Annotated in this window: 15 protein-coding genes and 1 tRNA gene; 11 read left to right on the top strand and 5 right to left on the bottom strand. The window is 62.2% G+C overall.

The window, feature by feature from the left end:
• The first annotated feature begins 83 nt into the window (after positions 1-83).
• Entirely contained in the window at positions 84-1,400 is a 1,317-nt protein-coding gene (locus QRX40_RS04515) for a uracil-xanthine permease family protein (protein ID WP_045924501.1), read from the top strand.
• A 93-nt stretch (positions 1,401-1,493) separates the two neighbouring features.
• Here the strand turns inward: QRX40_RS04515 and QRX40_RS04510 are convergent, their stop codons facing one another.
• The 3 genes from QRX40_RS04510 to QRX40_RS04500 all read right to left on the bottom strand — a co-directional run bounded on the left by QRX40_RS04510 (position 1,494) and on the right by QRX40_RS04500 (position 5,281).
• A complete protein-coding gene (locus QRX40_RS04510; protein ID WP_313836583.1) occupies positions 1,494-2,360 on the bottom strand; it encodes an RNA methyltransferase in 867 nt (288 codons plus the stop codon).
• A gap of 104 nt (positions 2,361-2,464) precedes the next feature.
• The gene (locus tag QRX40_RS04505; protein ID WP_306220903.1) at positions 2,465-3,721 is read right to left on the bottom strand and encodes a nitrate/nitrite transporter; all 1,257 of its coding nucleotides are present in this window, start codon (positions 3,719-3,721) and stop codon (positions 2,465-2,467) included.
• A 36-nt stretch (positions 3,722-3,757) separates the two neighbouring features.
• Complete coding sequence (locus QRX40_RS04500) at positions 3,758-5,281, bottom strand: carboxylesterase family protein (RefSeq protein WP_313836580.1); 1,524 nt, start codon at positions 5,279-5,281, stop codon at positions 3,758-3,760.
• Positions 5,282-5,548: 267 nt separating this feature from the next.
• Between QRX40_RS04500 and QRX40_RS04495 the strand changes: the two genes are divergently transcribed.
• Positions 5,549-6,421 (top strand): MerR family transcriptional regulator, encoded by an 873-nt coding sequence (locus QRX40_RS04495; protein WP_313836579.1) that lies wholly within the window; start codon positions 5,549-5,551, stop codon positions 6,419-6,421.
• Here the strand turns inward: QRX40_RS04495 and QRX40_RS04490 are convergent.
• Positions 6,403-6,491: transfer RNA gene (locus QRX40_RS04490), tRNA-Leu, on the bottom strand. The genes QRX40_RS04495 and QRX40_RS04490 overlap by 19 nt on opposite strands.
• 119 nt (positions 6,492-6,610) lie before the next feature.
• Here QRX40_RS04490 and QRX40_RS04485 point away from each other — a divergent pair.
• The 6 genes from QRX40_RS04485 to era all read left to right on the top strand — a co-directional run bounded on the left by QRX40_RS04485 (position 6,611) and on the right by era (position 11,985).
• Positions 6,611-7,411, top strand: a complete 801-nt coding sequence (locus QRX40_RS04485; RefSeq protein ID WP_313836577.1) for a 16S rRNA (uracil(1498)-N(3))-methyltransferase — start codon at positions 6,611-6,613, stop codon at positions 7,409-7,411.
• 89 nt (positions 7,412-7,500) lie between these two features.
• Positions 7,501-7,848 carry a histidine triad nucleotide-binding protein gene (locus tag QRX40_RS04480; protein WP_024627960.1) on the top strand — a complete coding sequence of 116 codons (348 nt, stop codon included), beginning with the start codon at positions 7,501-7,503 and terminating at the stop codon, positions 7,846-7,848.
• 40 nt (positions 7,849-7,888) lie between these two features.
• The gene (locus QRX40_RS04475) at positions 7,889-9,079 is read left to right on the top strand and encodes a PhoH family protein (protein ID WP_313836573.1); all 1,191 of its coding nucleotides are present in this window, start codon (positions 7,889-7,891) and stop codon (positions 9,077-9,079) included.
• Complete coding sequence (gene ybeY, locus QRX40_RS04470; protein ID WP_101432424.1) at positions 9,076-9,630, top strand: rRNA maturation RNase YbeY; 555 nt, start codon at positions 9,076-9,078, stop codon at positions 9,628-9,630. The genes QRX40_RS04475 and ybeY overlap by 4 nt, the downstream gene beginning before the upstream one ends.
• Positions 9,623-11,035, top strand: coding sequence for a hemolysin family protein (locus QRX40_RS04465; protein WP_313836740.1), 1,413 nt, complete (start codon positions 9,623-9,625; stop codon positions 11,033-11,035). Before ybeY ends, QRX40_RS04465 begins: the two co-directional genes overlap by 8 nt.
• Positions 11,032-11,985 carry a GTPase Era gene (gene era / locus QRX40_RS04460; protein WP_313836570.1) on the top strand — a complete coding sequence of 318 codons (954 nt, stop codon included), beginning with the start codon at positions 11,032-11,034 and terminating at the stop codon, positions 11,983-11,985. The genes QRX40_RS04465 and era overlap by 4 nt, the downstream gene beginning before the upstream one ends.
• A gap of 6 nt (positions 11,986-11,991) precedes the next feature.
• Here era and QRX40_RS04455 read toward each other — a convergent pair whose 3' ends face one another.
• Entirely contained in the window at positions 11,992-14,001 is a 2,010-nt protein-coding gene (locus QRX40_RS04455) for an AMP-dependent synthetase/ligase (protein WP_396184304.1), read from the bottom strand.
• A gap of 235 nt (positions 14,002-14,236) precedes the next feature.
• Between QRX40_RS04455 and QRX40_RS04450 the strand changes: the two genes are divergently transcribed.
• The 3 genes from QRX40_RS04450 (at position 14,237) to QRX40_RS04440 (ending at position 17,170) form a co-directional block, all read left to right on the top strand.
• The gene (locus QRX40_RS04450) at positions 14,237-14,860 is read left to right on the top strand and encodes a 50S ribosomal protein L25/general stress protein Ctc (RefSeq protein WP_045924467.1); all 624 of its coding nucleotides are present in this window, start codon (positions 14,237-14,239) and stop codon (positions 14,858-14,860) included.
• A gap of 204 nt (positions 14,861-15,064) precedes the next feature.
• Positions 15,065-16,192, top strand: coding sequence for a branched-chain amino acid aminotransferase (locus QRX40_RS04445; RefSeq protein ID WP_313836568.1), 1,128 nt, complete (start codon positions 15,065-15,067; stop codon positions 16,190-16,192).
• Positions 16,193-16,375: 183 nt separating this feature from the next.
• Positions 16,376-17,170 (top strand): TRIC cation channel family protein, encoded by a 795-nt coding sequence (locus QRX40_RS04440; RefSeq protein ID WP_313836567.1) that lies wholly within the window; start codon positions 16,376-16,378, stop codon positions 17,168-17,170.
• Positions 17,171-17,187 lie beyond the last annotated feature (17 nt).

Genomic DNA, 17,187 nt, shown 5'->3' with positions numbered 1-17,187 from the left:
CCGACCCGGGTCCTCCCATGCGAATATACTGATGTTTCCGGTCCGCCGTGACCGGCACGGCGCATGAGAGAAAGCACAGTGAAATGGCATTGTCCATGGGCTGGAAACTGCATGGCGACGGGAAAACATTGGCTCCGGGCGAAGTGGTGGAACCCGATGAGCGACTCACATGGCCACGAACAGCTGGCATCGGCGCCCAGCATGTCATCGCCATGTTCGGCTCCACCTTCCTGGTTCCCATTCTGACCGGATTTGACCCCTCTACCACCCTCTTCTTCACGGCCATGTCCACGGCCCTCTTCCTGCTGATCAACCGCAACCGGCTGCCTTCCTACCTGGGCAGCTCCTTCGGCTTCATCGCTCCCGTCCTGGCAGTGACCACCGCCCACAAGGGTCTGGCTGTAGCCTCTTTCGGTATCATGGTCACCGGCGCCCTGCTCTTCCTGATCGGCCTGATCGTGCACTTCGCCGGCTCGCGATGGATCGATCTGATCATGCCCCCGGTGGTGAACGGCGCCATCGTGGCCATCATCGGCTTCAATCTGGCGCCCTCAGCCTGGAAGAACTTCAAATCAGCCCCGCTGACCGCCCTGGTCACCCTGGTGGCCGTCATGCTGATAGCCGTCCTCTTCAAGGGCCTGATCGGCCGGCTCAACATCCTTTTGGGAGTCATCGTCGGCTACATCTTCGCGGTCACCCAGGGCCAGGTCGACTTCGCGGCTGTGGAGAAGGCCGCCTGGTTCGGTCTGCCTCACTTCCACACTCCTCAGGCCGACCCATCAGTCCTGGCTATGTTCATCCCCGTGGTGCTTGTCCTGGTGGCCGAGAACATCGGTCATGTCAAGTCAGTGGCCCTGATGACCGGCCGCGATTATGACGACCAGATCGGCACCGCCCTGATGGCCGACGGTCTGGGCACCACGCTGGCCGGGCTGGGCGGTGGCTCGGGCACCACCACATACGCGGAGAACATCGGCGTCATGGCCGCCACCAAGGTCTACTCCACGGCCGCCTACTGGTGCGCCGCAATCTTCGCCTTCCTGCTCTCCCTCTGCCCCAAGTTCGGGGCCATCATCAACACCATTCCCACTGGCGTTCTGGGCGGGGTCACCACCATGCTCTACGGCATGATCGGCATGCTGGGCATCCGCATCTGGGTGGAAAACAAGGTGGACTTCGGCAAGTCCGTCAACATGACCGTGGGCGCCGTCGTCATGATCGTGGGCATCGCGGACTTCACTTTTGCTGTGGCCGGGGTCAGCTTCAACGGCATCGCTATCGGCTCTGTGGCAACGCTGGTCATGTACCACGGCCTCAAGGCCATCGGCCGCTGGCGGGGAACCATCGATCCTGACGACTACATTCATGAGGATTCGCAGGCCGTCTCCCAAGAGCGCTGATTGCGTCAGGTTCGTCTGGCCTTCCGTGGCTTCCCGACTGACACTCGAAGATGCCTGATGCCAAGGTTTGCCTGTTTGTGCAGCTGGCAAGGCTCAGCCAGCCTGTTCGGGTCTGGTCGCGTAGAAGGCCACGGCACTTGAGGCAGCAACATTCAGGCTGTCCACGTCGTGGCTCATGGGGATGCGCACAGTCAGGTCCGCCCGGGCGATGGTTCTGTGGCTCAGCCCGTCGCCTTCGGTACCGAATATGAGGGCCAGGCGATCGATCCGGTCCGGACCTGGCCTTAGCCGTTCCGCCAGCTCATCCAGGCTGATGGCATCCCGGTTCAGGGCCATGGCCGCCGTGGTGAAGCCCAGATCATGCAGCTGGCTCATGCCCTGGTCGGGCCAGGCGTGGATGTCGTCGCCGCCAATCCTGGTCCAGGGAACCTGAAAGACCGTGCCCATGGAGACTCGTGCGGCCCTGCGGTAAAGAGGGTCGGAGCATGAGGGAGTGACCAGGACCGCATCCACCTGCAGGGCTGCCGCCGAACGCATCATGGCGCCGATGTTGGTGTGGTCTACAATGTTTTCCATGACGGCCACCCGCTTTGCCGAGCGGCAGATCTGCTCCACGGTTGGCAGGGGCCAGCGTCTCATGGCGGCAAGCGCGCCCCGATGCAGCCGGTAGCCGGTGATGGCCTTGAGCTGTGCGGGGCTGGCTACGTAGACGGGAATGTTGGGCCCGAAGGCTGCGTCCACCTGGTCGAACATGGGGCGCATCCCCTCCAGCCAGGGCTCTTCCACCAGGAAGGAGATGGGCTCGACCCCGGCATCCAGGGCGCGGGCGATGACCTTGGGGGACTCGGCGATGAACAGGCCCTTGGCTGGCTCCAGACGATTGCGCAGCTGAGGCTCGGTCAGCCTGGTGTAGGCCTCGATTCTGTCATCCTCTATGGAGTCGATGTTCACCCTGAGCACGCCTGCCGCTCCTCCTTCTCGTTCTGACAACAGCATAGGCGGCGCAACCGAAAACATACGGTCGCGCCGCCTAAGGCAGTCGGAGTTTCAGCTCTGCTGAGCTATCACTTCTTCTCTTCTGCAGCCTGACGGTCGGAGGCAGCGATGCGCTTGGCGATCTCGCCTTGAGGGCCGAGCTCGGGCAGGAGCAGAACGAAGACATCGGAGAGCAGGAAGATCATGCTTTCCAGTCCCAGGTTGAGCACGTAGTTGCCCTTGCTGACCGAGGAGATGATGATGGGCAGCAGGAAGGCGCAGAGAAGGCCAACAGTGCTGACCAGACCGCCGGCGCTTCCGGCATACTTGCCGCGGATCTCAGGCAGGGCGAAGGGCATAGCCTGGACGATGGGGCCGTTTATGGCACCGAAGGCGCCCGAAACAAACATGATGCAGCAGAGCAGACCCACGACCGGGGCCTTCTTCAGCATAAGCACCACTGCCCAGAAGTAGACCATGAGTGCAGTACCCACCAGAATGGTGGCGAAGAGGTAGCCCTTCCACTTGCCCAGACGAGAGCTGATCATGGGTCCGATGATGGATCCTGCGATGGATCCCAGGGCAGCTGCAGAGGCAACCAGACCGGCTGAGGTCTTGTTGAAGCCGTTGTTGTTGATCAGCGTCTGGGGAATGAATCCAGCGAAGGCGGTGGACGCGGCCATGGAGCAGCCGTAGCAGAGGGCGATCAGCCAGACATTGCGGCTCCTTGCCGCGACATTGAAGTACTTGAGCGGAGAATCGGTGGCTGGCGGCAGCTGCACTCCTTCAGGAGCGTCACGAATCAGGAAGACCCAGAGCAGGCTTGCCACGGTCAGGATGATGGCTGCGCTCAGATAGGAGGTGCGCACCGAGAACCGGGGAGCAACCATCTGGGCCAGGATGACCCCGATGCCGGCCGAGCCGTAGAAGAATCCCATGGCGATCTGCGTCTGATCGCCGAACCAGACGCTGAAGATCTTGACCAGGTTGGCGTTCAGGGCAGCGATGCCAGCCCCCAACAGGAACATCGAGAGCATCTGCAAGGGGAAGTTGAGGCCGAAGGTCCTGATGTAGGCGCCGACCACGGCGATGGCCAGACCGGTCAGCACTACCTTCTTGGGGCCGACACGGTCACCGATGGTGCCCATGGGGATGCTGAGGAATACTGCGGTCAGCATGGGCATGAGCAGCAGGGTCGAGAATCCGGCCTGGTCGATGTGCAGCATGGGCATCAGGTAGACCGCAAGGGCGGATATCTGGTACTGCATGTAGTTGGACAGAATGCCGATCAGGCAGACCACGGCCGCGATGACCCAGCGGTAATTGGATGATTTTCGAGTGTTCATGTTCTCTCCCTCCACGATTTACGTGGAACAGGCGGCCTAGTGACGGTCTCCGTCCAGCAGGCACTCCTCGAATGCCGGCCGAAGCAGGTCGATGTTCTCCTTGTTGACGTCGCGGCGCAGGTTCCAGCCGTTCTCGTCGATGACCATGGTGTCTGGATGGTCGACGCTGTAGGACTCCCAGGCATCCCCGGCGCCGCTGACAGGACGGCCGGTGGTTGCGAAGGAGCACCAGGCGTCGTTCATCTCATCAGACAGGTGCATGGGCGGCACCTCGCCGGTCAAGGTCTTGGGCAGGTCAGGCCGCTGGGTGTTATGCAGCACGAAGGGCAGCTCAATGGCATGGCAGGAGCCCATGCCGGGGATCTTGGAGGCGTAGGTGAACAAATACTGGTAGACGGTGTTGTACTTGGACTGGTACTCGCACATGAGGTTGGTGCCAACCCTGAAGCCGATCTGGTTGGTGTACTCCAGATAGCGCTCGGCGGGGTCTTCTCCGGGGTGAGCCTGCTCCCAAAGCTTCTCGTAGCGCTCGGAGTCCAGCTTGCCGTCAAAGTGGAAAATGGCCTGATGGTGCCAGAAGTCGGGCATTTCGTTGGCGAAGTCCTTGAAGTAGAGCTTCCAGTAAGCGAACTCGTCGGCGTTGCAGCCCAGCATGATCTCCACGTCCTTTGCGGTACCGTCCTTGAATGCCTGGAGAGGCTTGGCCGGAAGGTAGTCGCCGTCGGTGGTAGGAGCGAAGATCAACGAGATCTCATGGATATGCTTGGCGAAGAAATCTCCGGTGAACTTCATCATGATGTCGCCGACGGGCAGGGCCGCCAGCTCCTGGGCAGTCTTGCAGCCCATCATCTCCATGAATTCCTGGGCATAGGGAGCCGTGGATTCCGGGGTGTTGTAGAGCTGGATGGGGCCGGATTCGCCAATGGCCCTTTGGAAGAGTCCCTTGGCGGCTGGTGCGACGGTCAGCAGCATGGTGGAGCCCGAACCGCAGGATTCGCCAAAGAGGGTGACCCGGTCAGGATCTCCGCCGAAGGCAGCGATGTTCTCCTGGACCCACTGCAGGGCAGCCACCTGGTCCATGAGCCCTAGATAGCCTGACTGCCGGTATTCGTCGCCTCCGGGCAGCCCCGCCAGGTTCATGTACCCGAAGAGGTTGACCCGGTAGTTGATGGTGACATAGACAACATCGTTGCGCTTGGTGAAGTTGCTTCCGTCATACATGGGGTCGGACGAACCACCCTCCACGTAAGCGCCGCCGTGAATGAAAACCATGACGGGCAGCTTTTGGGCGCCCTCATGACCGACCCAGACGTTCAGGCTCAGGCAGTTCTCGCTCTGCTGACGGCGAGAGGCATACATGACGGGATCGTACTTCTGCAGGGCGGAGTCACCAAAGTGAGTGCAGTCGTAGTCCCGGTGCTCAGGATCAAGATGTTCCGGGGCCTTCCAGCGGCGTGCGCCGACGGGAGGCTTGGCGTAGGGGATGCCCAAGTAGGCGACGGTCCCCTGAGAGGTGGTGATGCCATGGTAGGTGCCAAATTCTGTAGTGACGGTTGGCATGATTTTCCTTTCCGCGAGGTAGTGCTCGGTCGGCGGTTGTGTCCCCGTCGACCTTGTATGAATTTCACCCTATGGCCTGGTGTGAGACGAGGGTCAAATCGAGCAAACGGTCATTGCGGAAGTTTGAATCTGAAGATGCAGACAGGGGGCAAAACCTTGGCAGAGCAAGGTTTCTAGGCTGATATGATGGATCACGTCCATAAAAGGTCCAGGTGAGAGGGGCATGAAAAACCTTAGGGTCGGACCAGACCCTTGCAGGAGGTAGTTATGGAAGTCAAGGATGACGAAACAGCAAGCCTGATAGAGGAGGGCTACACCATCCGTCAGACGGCACGCTTGTATGACATCACCACAGAGACCCTGTATTACTATGAGCGGATCGGCCTGGTGGTGCCCCGGCGCAATCCGGTCAACGGTTATCGACTCTATGGGCCGGAGGATTTCGCTCGGCTCAACGTCATTCAGGCCCTTCGGAAGCTGGATTTCAGCCTGGACCGCATCGGTCATTACTTGGAGAATCGCACCTTCGACGCCACCCTGTCCTTAATTGACGAGGAAGTGGAACATGTGGACAGCCAGATGCGATATTTGGCCTCCATCAAGCGGGGACTGTTGAGCAGCCTGCAGAAGTATACGCAGGCCATGACCTCCATATCCCCGGCACGGACCGTAATCGTCCACCGTCCCCTGCGTCACTGCGCTCTGGTGGCGGACCACATGATCGGCTATGACCGGATTCCCTTTGCATTCGCCCACTACACGGCATTGCACCATGAGGCGCTGCAGATTCTCAATACGCTGACCTGCTATCAGGTGGATGCCTCGCATCCGCTTAAGGGCTGGTTCCAGCCCAAGGCCATCCTGCTCTACTGTCCCGATCCAGGGTTCCGTGGTGGCTACGATCTTCCAGCAGGCACCTATGCCTCTTGCACCTTCGCGGGCAGTTTCACCCGGTGCAGACAAATCCATGCCAAGATGCTCGAAGATCTGAAGACCATGGGCTACCGGGTGGACGGAGATCCTCTGGAATTCTGTCTGATTGGCGAATACGAGTCCAATGACTTCGATGAGTATGTGAGCAGGATGGAGATCCCTGTAGTCCCCATTGATAAGGAATCGAGTGTCCGGAACGGGAGTTGAACCCGTACGCCTGTATATATATAGGCACTAGCACCTCAAGCTAGCGCGTCTACCATTCCGCCACCCGGACAGGTGCGTAATCGCAACGGAGATAATCATAGCATCTCAGACGATATTGCGCACTGGGCGATTGGGGGAGCGTGTCGTCACGGAAGAGCGCTTTTCGGCGGCGGGCTGTAGCCTAACACCATGACTGCACCCCTCTTCCTGCTGGATCCCGACCACGATGATTCCCCACTGGCCAGCGATGAGCTCCATACCGGCTGGCGCCTGACTCTGCCCGAGCGCATCCGTCGCCATGCCCTGGGCTCTATGAGGCTAAAGAACGGGGACCAACTGGATCTTTCCGACGGAGACGGACTACATATCAGCGCTCTGGTCAGGGATGCTTCGACCGGCCTGGTGGAGGTCACCGCAGTAGGGCGGCAGGCACCACCCGAGCAGGAACTGATTCTGGTCCAGGCCCTGGCCAAGGGCGGCAGGGACGAGCAGGCCATCGACATGGCCACCCAGATCGGAGTCGATCAGGTCATGCCCTGGCAGGCTGACCGGTCCATAGCCAAATGGCGGCCGGGCCGCAACGACCGGCACTGGCAGTCCGCCTTGGATGCCGCGACCGAGCAGAGCCGGAGGGCCTACCGTCCTCGACTGCTCAATAAGGTGGACAGCCATGGTCTGGCCGCCTGGTGCCGGAAGGCGACCGATCAGGGAAGTATGGTCCTGATACTGCACCAGGATGCTGACCTTGGATGGGATGCGGTCCGTAAACGTGTAGACAATCTGCCGGCCGGTTCGTCCGTAGCCGTGGTTGTGGGACCCGAGGGCGGGATTGCCGATCAGGAGATTCAGGCCATGATGAGGGAGGGGGCTTTGCCGGTCCGGCTGGGCGGCAACATCCTCCGGGCTTCCCTGGCCGGATCTGTAGCCCTGACCCTGCTGGCGGACATGATGGGCCGCTGGCAGTCAGCAGCCCCTGAGCCCAGCGCATGAAGTCGCGCGCAATATACAACCTCGACAATAAGATGGAAAACAGCGAAAATACCAAAAACAGCAACGTCGGCAAAGAATAAGGAGTGGTCATGAGCGATGACGATCGGCAGGAGGACTGCATTTTCTGCAGAATCGTGGCAGGGGAGGTTCCCAGCGAAAAGGTCTATGAGGATGAGACCGTCTACGCTTTCAAGGATGCCAACCCCAAGGCAGCCGTCCATGTCCTGATCGTCCCGCGGCATCACTACGCGTCGGTGGCCGAATTGGCCAAGGCCGACCCTGACACTCTGGCCCACATCGTCCAGGTGGCTCAGCAGATCGCCGACCAGGATTTCCACGGAGCCTACCGACTGATCTTCAACACGGGGGAGGATGCCGGCCAATCGGTCTTCCATGTCCACGCCCACGTCCTGACCGGACAGGTGCTGCCCGAGTGAGGCCCATGTCCACCATCGTCATCGTGCAGGAAGGGAATCCGTGGCGGTAACTACGCGAACCCTGGAGATTCCGGAGGGGATCGACCCGGTTCAGGTGCTGGGGCCGGAGGATGCAGTCATCGACAGGATCGAGCGCGCCTTCCCAGCGGTCTCCATCCTGGTTCGGGGCAACCGGATCATGCTGAGGGCCCGGGATCGACAGGGAGATGTGCAGGCGGCCCAGATCCGTGACCTGCTGACCGAACTCATGCAGACCGCCGATCAAGTTCCCCTGGATGCCGATCAGGTGGGACGAATACTGGACCACCGCCGTCTGGGGACCGCCGATGCAGCTGCAGCTGATTACTCACCTCCAGCAGAGCAGAAAACTACGGACAGCAATACGGCAGACCGAACCTCTGTAAGCCGCAAATCTCAGGATCGCAATACGACGGACCATACTTCGGTAGACCGCAATTATCAGGAGACGGCTCTTGCAGAGCCGGAGAGGTTCAAAGCCATCGAAGACATCAACCAGTCGAGTCAGGCAGCTCCTGCTGCAGTTCGTCGCCGTCCCCTGACCCAGGCCTCCAAGGGCCCGATCAGGCCCAAGACCGCCGGCCAGTCCGCCTACGTGGCCGCCATTGAAACGCATACCATCACCTTCGGCATCGGACCGGCAGGCACCGGCAAGACCTATCTGGCAGTGGCCAAGGCTGTTCAGGAATTCCGGGCCGGACGCATTGGGCGCATCATTCTGACCAGGCCTGCCGTGGAGGCGGGGGAGAGCCTGGGCTTTCTGCCCGGCACCCTCAATGAGAAGGTGGACCCATACCTGCGGCCCCTCTACGATGCCCTGGCCGACATGCTGGGCACCTCGCGGCTCCACCGCCTTCTGGCCGATGAGACCATTGAGGTGGCCCCGTTGGCCTACATGCGCGGGCGCACCCTGAATGATGCCTTCGTCATTCTGGATGAGGCGCAGAACACCACCGGCAGGCAGATGAAGATGTTCCTGACCCGCCTGGGCTTCAATACCAAGATGGTCATCACCGGCGACGTCACCCAGGTGGATCTGGGCGGGCCTGCATCTGGTCTGGCCACCATCGAACAGGTGCTGCACGGCATCGACGACATCGCCTTCGTGCACCTGCAGGCGGCCGACGTGGTGCGCAATCGGCTGGTCGGGCGGATTGTCCGGGCCTACGACCGTGCCGATCAAGCCCGCAGCCGGAGACGGGAGCAGGCATGAGCGTGGAAGTGACCAACGAGACCCAGTGGCTGATCGATGCCAAGACCTTCTCCGACCTGGGAGTATGGGTGCTGGACCAGATGCGGGTGAGCACCCAGTCCGACATGACCATCATCTTCAACGACCCCGAGCCCATGGCGGTGCTGCACGAGCGCTGGATGAACCTGGCCGGCCCAACCGATGTCATGAGCTTCCCCATGGACGAGCTGCGCCCCGGCGACGAGAACCATCGGCAGGAGGGCATCCTGGGCGACATCGTCATCTGCCCTTGGGTGGCGGCACAGCAGGCCCTGGCAGCCGGTCATTCCACCATGGAGGAGATGCTGCTGCTGGCCATCCACGGCACCCTGCATCTGCTGGGTTACGACCACACCAGCAGGGAGCAGGAGGAGCAGATGTTCGGTCTGCAACGCCAGCTGCTGCTGACCTTTCTGGCCCTGAGGCAGGGGCCCATTGCGGAGGCCGGGCTGCCGGCCGGGGCCACCAACGCTCTGGAGATCTATGAGCGGTATGGCCGTGGTGCCCACCGGAGAGGCAGATCCCATGAGTGACCGGGCCATAGTTGCCTTGGTGGTCATGGCTCTGGCCGCCATCGCTCTGGTCGTGCTCTCCCTGGCTCTGGCCGAGGCCCAGGGGGCGCTCAACAGGGTGACCCGATCCAGTCTCAACAATCTGATTTTGGGCCTGCAGACCGACCAGGAGCTCAGCCAGTTCTCCAGGATGAAGCGGATCGACCGCATTCATCGGGCCCAGAGTCTGATCTCCCAGCGTCAGGTGACGGGCAGCGCTTGCGCTTACGTACGCATCATCTGCGACATCCTGGTCGGTGTCCTGGTGGCCTGCATGGCTGCCCTTGGCGGTCTGCCCCTCTGGGAGCAACTGCTGTGCGGAGTGGTCATGGCCGTCCTGGTGGCCGCCATCTCCGTCACCCTGGGTCCTCATGGACGTTCCCGCCAGCCCATGGAGGCACTGCTCAAGCATGTTCGCCTGGTCGGGCTGGCTGTTCTTCTGACGCCTTTCAAGCGTCGGCGGCAGGCCGAAGCCCGCTCCCGCAAAAACCATCGCGGCGACCTTTCCGACGACGAGGAGCTGGAGAAGATCCAGATCGAGCAGGGTCGAGCCATGGTCGACCAACTGGTGGAGGCCGGCGCCTTCGATCCCGAGATCTCCGAGATGCTGAAGAACGTGTTGACCCTGTCGACCACGCTGACGCGCGAGATCATGGTTCCCCGCACCGACATGATCTGCATCTCCAAGGATGCCAGCCTGGATTCGGCCCTGAAGCTCTTCTCCCGGTCGGGATTCTCCCGCATACCCGCCATTGGGGACGACGTGGATGACCTGGTCGGCATCGTCTACTTGAAGGACGTGGTCCGCGCCCTGGCCTTCAACCGCAAGGGCGACAGATCAGTCGCCTCCATCATTCGCCGGCCGGTTCTGGTACCTGAATCCAAGCCGGTGGACGACCTCTTCCACTACATGCAGCGCTCCCGCCACCACCTGGCCGTGGTCGTGGACGAGTACGGGGGCATCGCCGGTCTGGTCACCATAGAGGATGCCATCGAGCAGATCGTGGGCGAGCTGGAGGACGAGCACGACCGGGTCCAGCACGACGAGCCCAAGCAGATCGGCCCGCACACCTGGCAACTGCCGGTCCGCACGCCCATCACCGACCTAGAGGAGCTCTACGAGATCACCATCGACGAGGACGATGTGGACACAGTCTATGGCCTGCTGACCAAGCTGCTTGGTTCAGTGCCCGTCTCGGGCGCATCGGCGGTGACACGCGGAATCAGGCTGACCGCAGGCGAGGCGGTCGGCCGCCGCAAGAAGATCGCCACCATCGTGGTCGAGCCAGCCAACGGATCTAGCATCGCCCTGGAGGACGGTGCAGAACAAGAAGAAGAACAGGCCGACGGGGATCAACCCGAGCAGGACAGTCAGGAGAATTCATGACCAAGGAAGAACAGAGCGATGCCAAGGCGCCGGCCCACCGATCGGGGTTCGTGGCAGTAGTGGGCCGACCCAATGTGGGCAAGTCCACCCTTATGAACGCCCTGGTTGGCCGACCCATCGCCATAGCTTCCTCCCGGCCGGAGACCACCCGCAAGGCTATCCGGGGGATCATGACCCGTCCCGAGGCCCAGGTGGTCCTGGTGGATACACCGGGCATCCACCGTCCGCGCACCCTGTTGGGCCAGCGGCTCAACGACGTTGTGGAAGCCTCCCTGTCGGATGTCGATGCCATTGCATTCCTGCTGCCTGCCGACCAGGCCATCGGCCCCGGCGATCGCCGCATTTTGAGCCGGCTTCGGTCCGAGTTCGCCCGCAAGGACAAGGACGGCAAATGGATCTGGCGAAAGCCATTGATCGCCGTGGTGACCAAGATTGACCAGCTGAGCAGGGGGCAATTGGTGGACAAGCTCCTGGAGATAGGCGCCTTTGCCGACTTCTCCCAGATTGTTCCGGTCAGCGCCTTGGAAGCTGACAACGTGGACGAGGTGGCCCAGGTGTTGATGGATGCCATGCCCGAGGGCCCTCAGCTCTACCCTGACGACCAGCTGACCGAGGAACGTCCCGAAGACATGATCGCCGAACTGGTCCGCGGAGCCTACCTGGAGGAGCTCAACGACGAGTTGCCCCACTCCCTGGCCGTCCGCGTGGAGTCCATCGATCCGGATTCTCAGGGCGGGCGCGACACCATCCATATAGGGATTTATGTAGAGCGCGACTCCCAGAAGCCCATCGTCATTGGACGGGGGGCCGAGCACCTGGTTCGGGTGAAAAAGAAGCTGCGCACCGCCGTCAACCGGACCATGGGTCGCAAGGTCCGGCTGGATCTGCATGTCAAGGTGGCCCGCAACTGGCAGACCGACCCCAAGCAGCTGGAGCGCCTGGGGTTCTGATCCTGCTCAGCGGCGCGGTGCCGGGGTGCGCTTGGCTGTGTACATCCGGGTGTTCAGAAGGTCGGCGTAGCGCTCGATGACCTTGGGCCGGATCACCTTCATGGATGGCGTCATCAGCCCGTTGTCCTGGGTGAACTCCTCGGGCAGGATGATGAACTTGCGCACTGACTCGGCCCGGGAGACGCCTTCGTTGGCCCGGTCCACATACTCCTGGACCTCTGCCCGGACCACGGCGTTCTGGGCCGCCTCCTGCAGGGACATGTTGCGATCCAGTCCCTTGGATGCCAGCCAGGGCCGCAGGGCGGACTCGTTCAGGGTGACCAGGGCCGAGATGAAGGGACGCTTGTCGCCCAGAACCAGGGCCTGGGAGACGATCTCGGAGCGCTCGATGACCTCCTCGATGGGCCCGGGGGAGACGTTCTTGCCGCCAGCTGTGATGATCAGATCCTTCTTGCGCCCGGTCAGGAAGAGGAACCCGTCGCGGGAGAGCCGGCCCAGGTCGCCTGTGGCGTACCAGCCGTCCTCGGTGAAGGATGCACGAGTGGCCTCCTCATTCTTGTGGTAGCGGTGGAATACGCAGACGCCCTTGATCTGCACCTCGCCGTCCGAGGCGATGCGGATGGTGAATCCCGGGAAGGGGATGCCCACTGAGCCCCGGTGGTAGGGGGTGCCCAGGGGGTTGAAGGCGCAGGGTGCGGTGGTCTCGGTCAGGCCGTAGCCCTCATAGACCGGAACATTGGCGCCACGGAAGAACCCCAACAGTTCAGGATCCAGGGGAGCGCCTCCGGAGACGATCCACTTGGCCCGCCCGCCCAGGACCTGGCGCAGGGAAGCGTAGACCAGCGGGTCATAGATGGCTCGCCGCAGGGCGCTGCGCTTGGTCGGCCAGCCCTTGCGGGAGATGTCCTCCATGTAGGTGCGCGCCGCCCGGGCCGCCCCGTTGAAGATCCTGCCCTTGATGCCATGCCCGGCCTTCTGGGATGCGGCGTTGTAGACCTTCTCGAAGACCCTGGGCACGCCGATGATGACCGTGGGCTTGGACTCCTGCAGGTCGGACAGCAGGGTGGCCAGCCCGGAGGAGATGTACACCTGCATGGTCCCGTAGACGACCCCGTAGCTGATGGCCCGGGCGAAGGTGTGGGCCTGGGGCAGGAAGAGCAGGATGGATCCATCCGGGTCATGGGTCAGATTGGGGATGAAGGCGTTCAGGTTCCTGGCCAGCTGGCAGTAATGCTCATGGGTCATCTCCACGCCCTTGGGCGCCGCTGTGGAACCGGAGGTGTAGACGATGGAGCAGAGGTCGGTCTTGCGGATGGAGTTGATCCGCTCGTCGAGTTCGGCGTCGCTGACCGACTCCCCGTAGGCCTGCAGCTCCTGCAGGGCCCCGGACTCCAGGCAGGCGATCCGCTCCAGGGTGGGGCAGTCCTTATCGGCCCCCTCGGCCTTGGCGCGCATCTCGGTGGTCTGCACCACCAGCAGCCTGGCGTCGGAGTTGTTGACGATGAATCGGATCTGTTCGGCCGAATCGGTGTCGTAGATGGTGGCGATGACCCCGCCGATGGACAGGACCGCGGCATCCACGATGTCCCACTCATAGCTGGTCCTGCACATGAAGGCCACGGCATCGCCCTTCTTCAGCCCGTAGTGCATGAAGCCCTTGGCAGTGGTCCTGATGTCATGCAGGATCTCCCGGCCGGTCCGGTAGGTCCAGCTGCCGTTTTCCACAAAGTGCAGGACCGGCTGGTCGGGGGTGCGGCGGGCCCGATCAGCGTAGATGTCATAGACGGTCATGTCGTCAGGCACCGGACCCATGCCGGCGGTGGTGGCCGAGAGCAGTCCCGAGGCCGGATCCATGCGCGTGGTGGTGGCGTAGTCAGCTGACCAGAAATGCGTATTGGGCAGGGCGAGGGCTTCCTGGGCGGCACCTGACGGATCCGCGGCCTGTTCGCCAGTCGGTCCCTCCCCATGACCCACCTGGTGTGCCACAAAAGATTTGACCGATGCTAGTAACGACACGTTGTCTCCTTCAATAATCGCGGGATATGTCCAGAATAGCCGCCTACTTGGAGAAGGGAGGGCCCGGTGCTAAAGTAGGCACGTTGCTTTGGCGAGGGAGGCTTCATGGCCTCCGTTATCGACTCGGCTGGATCATCGGCGGCCTTTCCTTATGGGCGGTCCGGAATCCGACGCGGCGATGCGCCAGGACCGGCCCAGGTCGGTCTTGAGGAACTAGACAAGGAAGGAAGCCAACATGGCTAACACCATTAAGCTCGAGGGCGAAGTCCGCGATCAATTCGGCAAGGGGGCGGCACGCCGCATGCGCGTGGCCCAGCAGATTCCCGCCACCATCTACGCCGGCGGCGCCCAGCCCGACTACATCAAGCTGCCCATGCGCGAGACCACTCTGGCCCTGCGTCGCGCCAACGCCCTCTTCTCCATCAGCTTCGGCGGGCAGACCAAGACGGCCGTGGTCAAGGACGTGCAGCGCAACCCGGTCAAGCGCCAGGTGGAGCACATCGACTTCTATGAGGTCCGCGCAGGCGAGAAGGTCACCGTGGAGGTGCCCGTCTTCGTCAGCGGCGAGACCAAGGGCGCCGCCGTGGCCCTGATCGACACCCAGAACCTGCAGGTCCGGGCCGACGTGTCCAACCTGCCCGAGCGCATCGACATCAGTGTGGAGGGCCTGTCCGAGGGCGACAGGATCCTGGCCAAGGATGTCAAGCTGCCCGAGGGCTCCGAGCTGATCATCGACGATATGGAGGAATCCATCGTCTCCGTCGAGATCCCCAAGGAGGAGAGCCTGGAGACCCCCACCGAGGAGACCGAACAGGCCGATGCGGAAGCCGCGCCGGAGGCTGACGCCCAGAGCGAGTGAACCCAGAGGTTCGTCACTGCCAAGGCGTTTGCTGCTAAGGCCGTGGGATCATCACGATCCCGCGGCCTTTTTGCCTATGACGGTCACTATGCGAAATGCGCTGAACAGGTCAAGGCCTGCCTATGCGATAGTTCGGGTACCGGGCATCGCCATAAGCATTGCACCCGAGCAAACAAATACAGCAGCAAGAAGAAGTGGTAGACAATGGCAGAGCAATCACATCACGACCCGAAGGCACTCAATGAGTTGGCGGACGCTTTCAAGGTCATTCCCAACGATCATCCCGCCTCTGACGAGGAGCGTGCCCGGCTGATTGACAAGCCCGCCTTCGGCCAGCTCTTCTCAGACAACATGACCCACATGGGTTGGACTTCGGACGACGGCTGGAAGGATCGCAGGGTTGAGGCCTACGGACCGCTCAGCCTGGATCCGGGGGCATCGGTGCTCCACTATGCCCAGGAGGCCTTCGAGGGACTCAAGGCCTACTACCACGACGACGGCTCCATCTGGCTCTTCCGGCCCGATGCCAACGCCCAGCGCTTCTACAATTCAGCCAAGCGTCTGGCCCTGCCTCCGCTTGAGCCCGATGACTTCCTGGGATCGGTCGCGGCCCTGGTCCGCCGTGACGCGGCCTGGGTGCCCAAGCGGCGCGAGTACACGCTCTATATGCGCCCCTACATGTTCGCTTCCGAGCCTTTCCTGGGCGTGCGCGCCCCGCATGCGGTGGACTATTGCGTCATCGCCTCGCCCTCGGGACCCTATTTCGCCGGCGGGGTCAAGCCGGTCAGCATCTGGGTGGAGGACAAGTGGTTCCGCACCGGCCCTGGCGGCACCGGCTTCGCCAAGTGCGGCGGCAACTATGCGGCCTCCCTGCTGGGTGAGAACCGCGGCGCCGAGCATGGCTGCGAGCAGGTCTGCTTCGTCGACGCGGCCACCAAGACCTACCTGGAGGAGCTGGGCGGCATGAACATGTTCACCGTCCACAAGGACGGGCACCTGGAGACCCCCAGCCTGACCGGAACCATTCTGCCCGGCGTCACCCGCAACTCCCTGATCGCCCTGGCCCAGGATCACGGCAGGGATGTGGTGGAGACCATGATCCGCCTGGACACCCTGCTGGACGACATCCGCTCGGGCGAGGTCACCGAGGTGTTCGCCTGCGGAACCGCCGCCATCATCACCCCCATCGGACGCTTCAAGTCCGAGAACTTCGACGTCCAGGTGGCCGACGGCGGCTCTGGCAAGGTCACCATGGACCTGCGCAACGAGCTCCTGGGCATTCAGCTGGGCGAGATCGAAGACCCGCACGACTGGATGTGGAAGGTCTGCTGAGCGCTGACCCCATTCCTGCCTGACAGGTCTTGAATGGAAGGCGACTTCAGGGCGACGTTTTGCCTTGGGTCGCCTTCCTTCATATTTGTGGCCTTGCGCACATCACCGGCCTGTTCAGCTCTGTGCTTGGCTAATCTATAGACAGACTTGAGTGCGGGACGATTCCAGGAGGAGAAGCGCGGGATGAAGACGGCCTTGGAGGGGAACCTGATCTTCATGGTCATCGAGTACCTGGGCATATTCAGCTGCGGGCTTTCGGGTGGCCTGGCTGCCGTGCGCAAGGGCTACGACATCATCTCCATTCTGCTGGTCTCCTGGATCAGTGCCCTGGGAGGCGGGGTGGTCCGAGACGTTCTTCTGGGTCAGGTGCCGCCCAGCGGCATTACCGACAAGGGCTCGGTCATCGTCACCCTGGCATCCGGCCTGGTGGTGGCTGTCGCCCATCCTGAAATCAGCAGGATGACCTGGTCCATGCTGGTCACTGATGCCATGGCCCTGGGATCCTTTGCCGTCAACGGCACGGCCAAGGCGCTGATGAGTGGAACCGGTGGCATGACGGCCATCTTCATGGGCATGGCCACGGCCCTGGTCGGCGGCCTGCTGCGAGACATCCTCCTCAACCAGGTGCCTGCGGTCATCCAGGACCAGCATTGGTATGCATTGCCCTCCCTGATCGGCTGCATGCTGACCCTGGCCTCCACGCGCGCCCAGCAGCATGGGCTCTATCCGGCCCGGGTCGACATGGCCCTGGACCTGGCCATCGTGGCCCTGGTGGTCGTCCTGCGCATCATCTCGGTGAAATTCAACATTCTGGTGCCTGGGGCGGTGGACCGGCGCTCGGCCCGGCTGCCGCTCAACGATGCCCAGCTGGCCAGGGCCATCCGTCATCTGATGCGTGGCCGGTCGAACATCAGTGTCACCATCAAGCACACCGACGAGGATTCCGACCTGAAACCGGATACGAAGAAGGGCCGGTGACCCAAGCGCTTGGATCA

Origin of the sequence: Bifidobacterium sp. H6bp9, from assembly GCF_032193695.1 — a bacterium.
Classification (GTDB): Bacteria; Actinomycetota; Actinomycetes; order Actinomycetales; family Bifidobacteriaceae; genus Bombiscardovia; species Bombiscardovia kimbladii.
The sequence above is the reverse complement of the archived record's forward strand: the minus strand, read 5'-3'. Positions and strand labels throughout refer to the sequence as shown.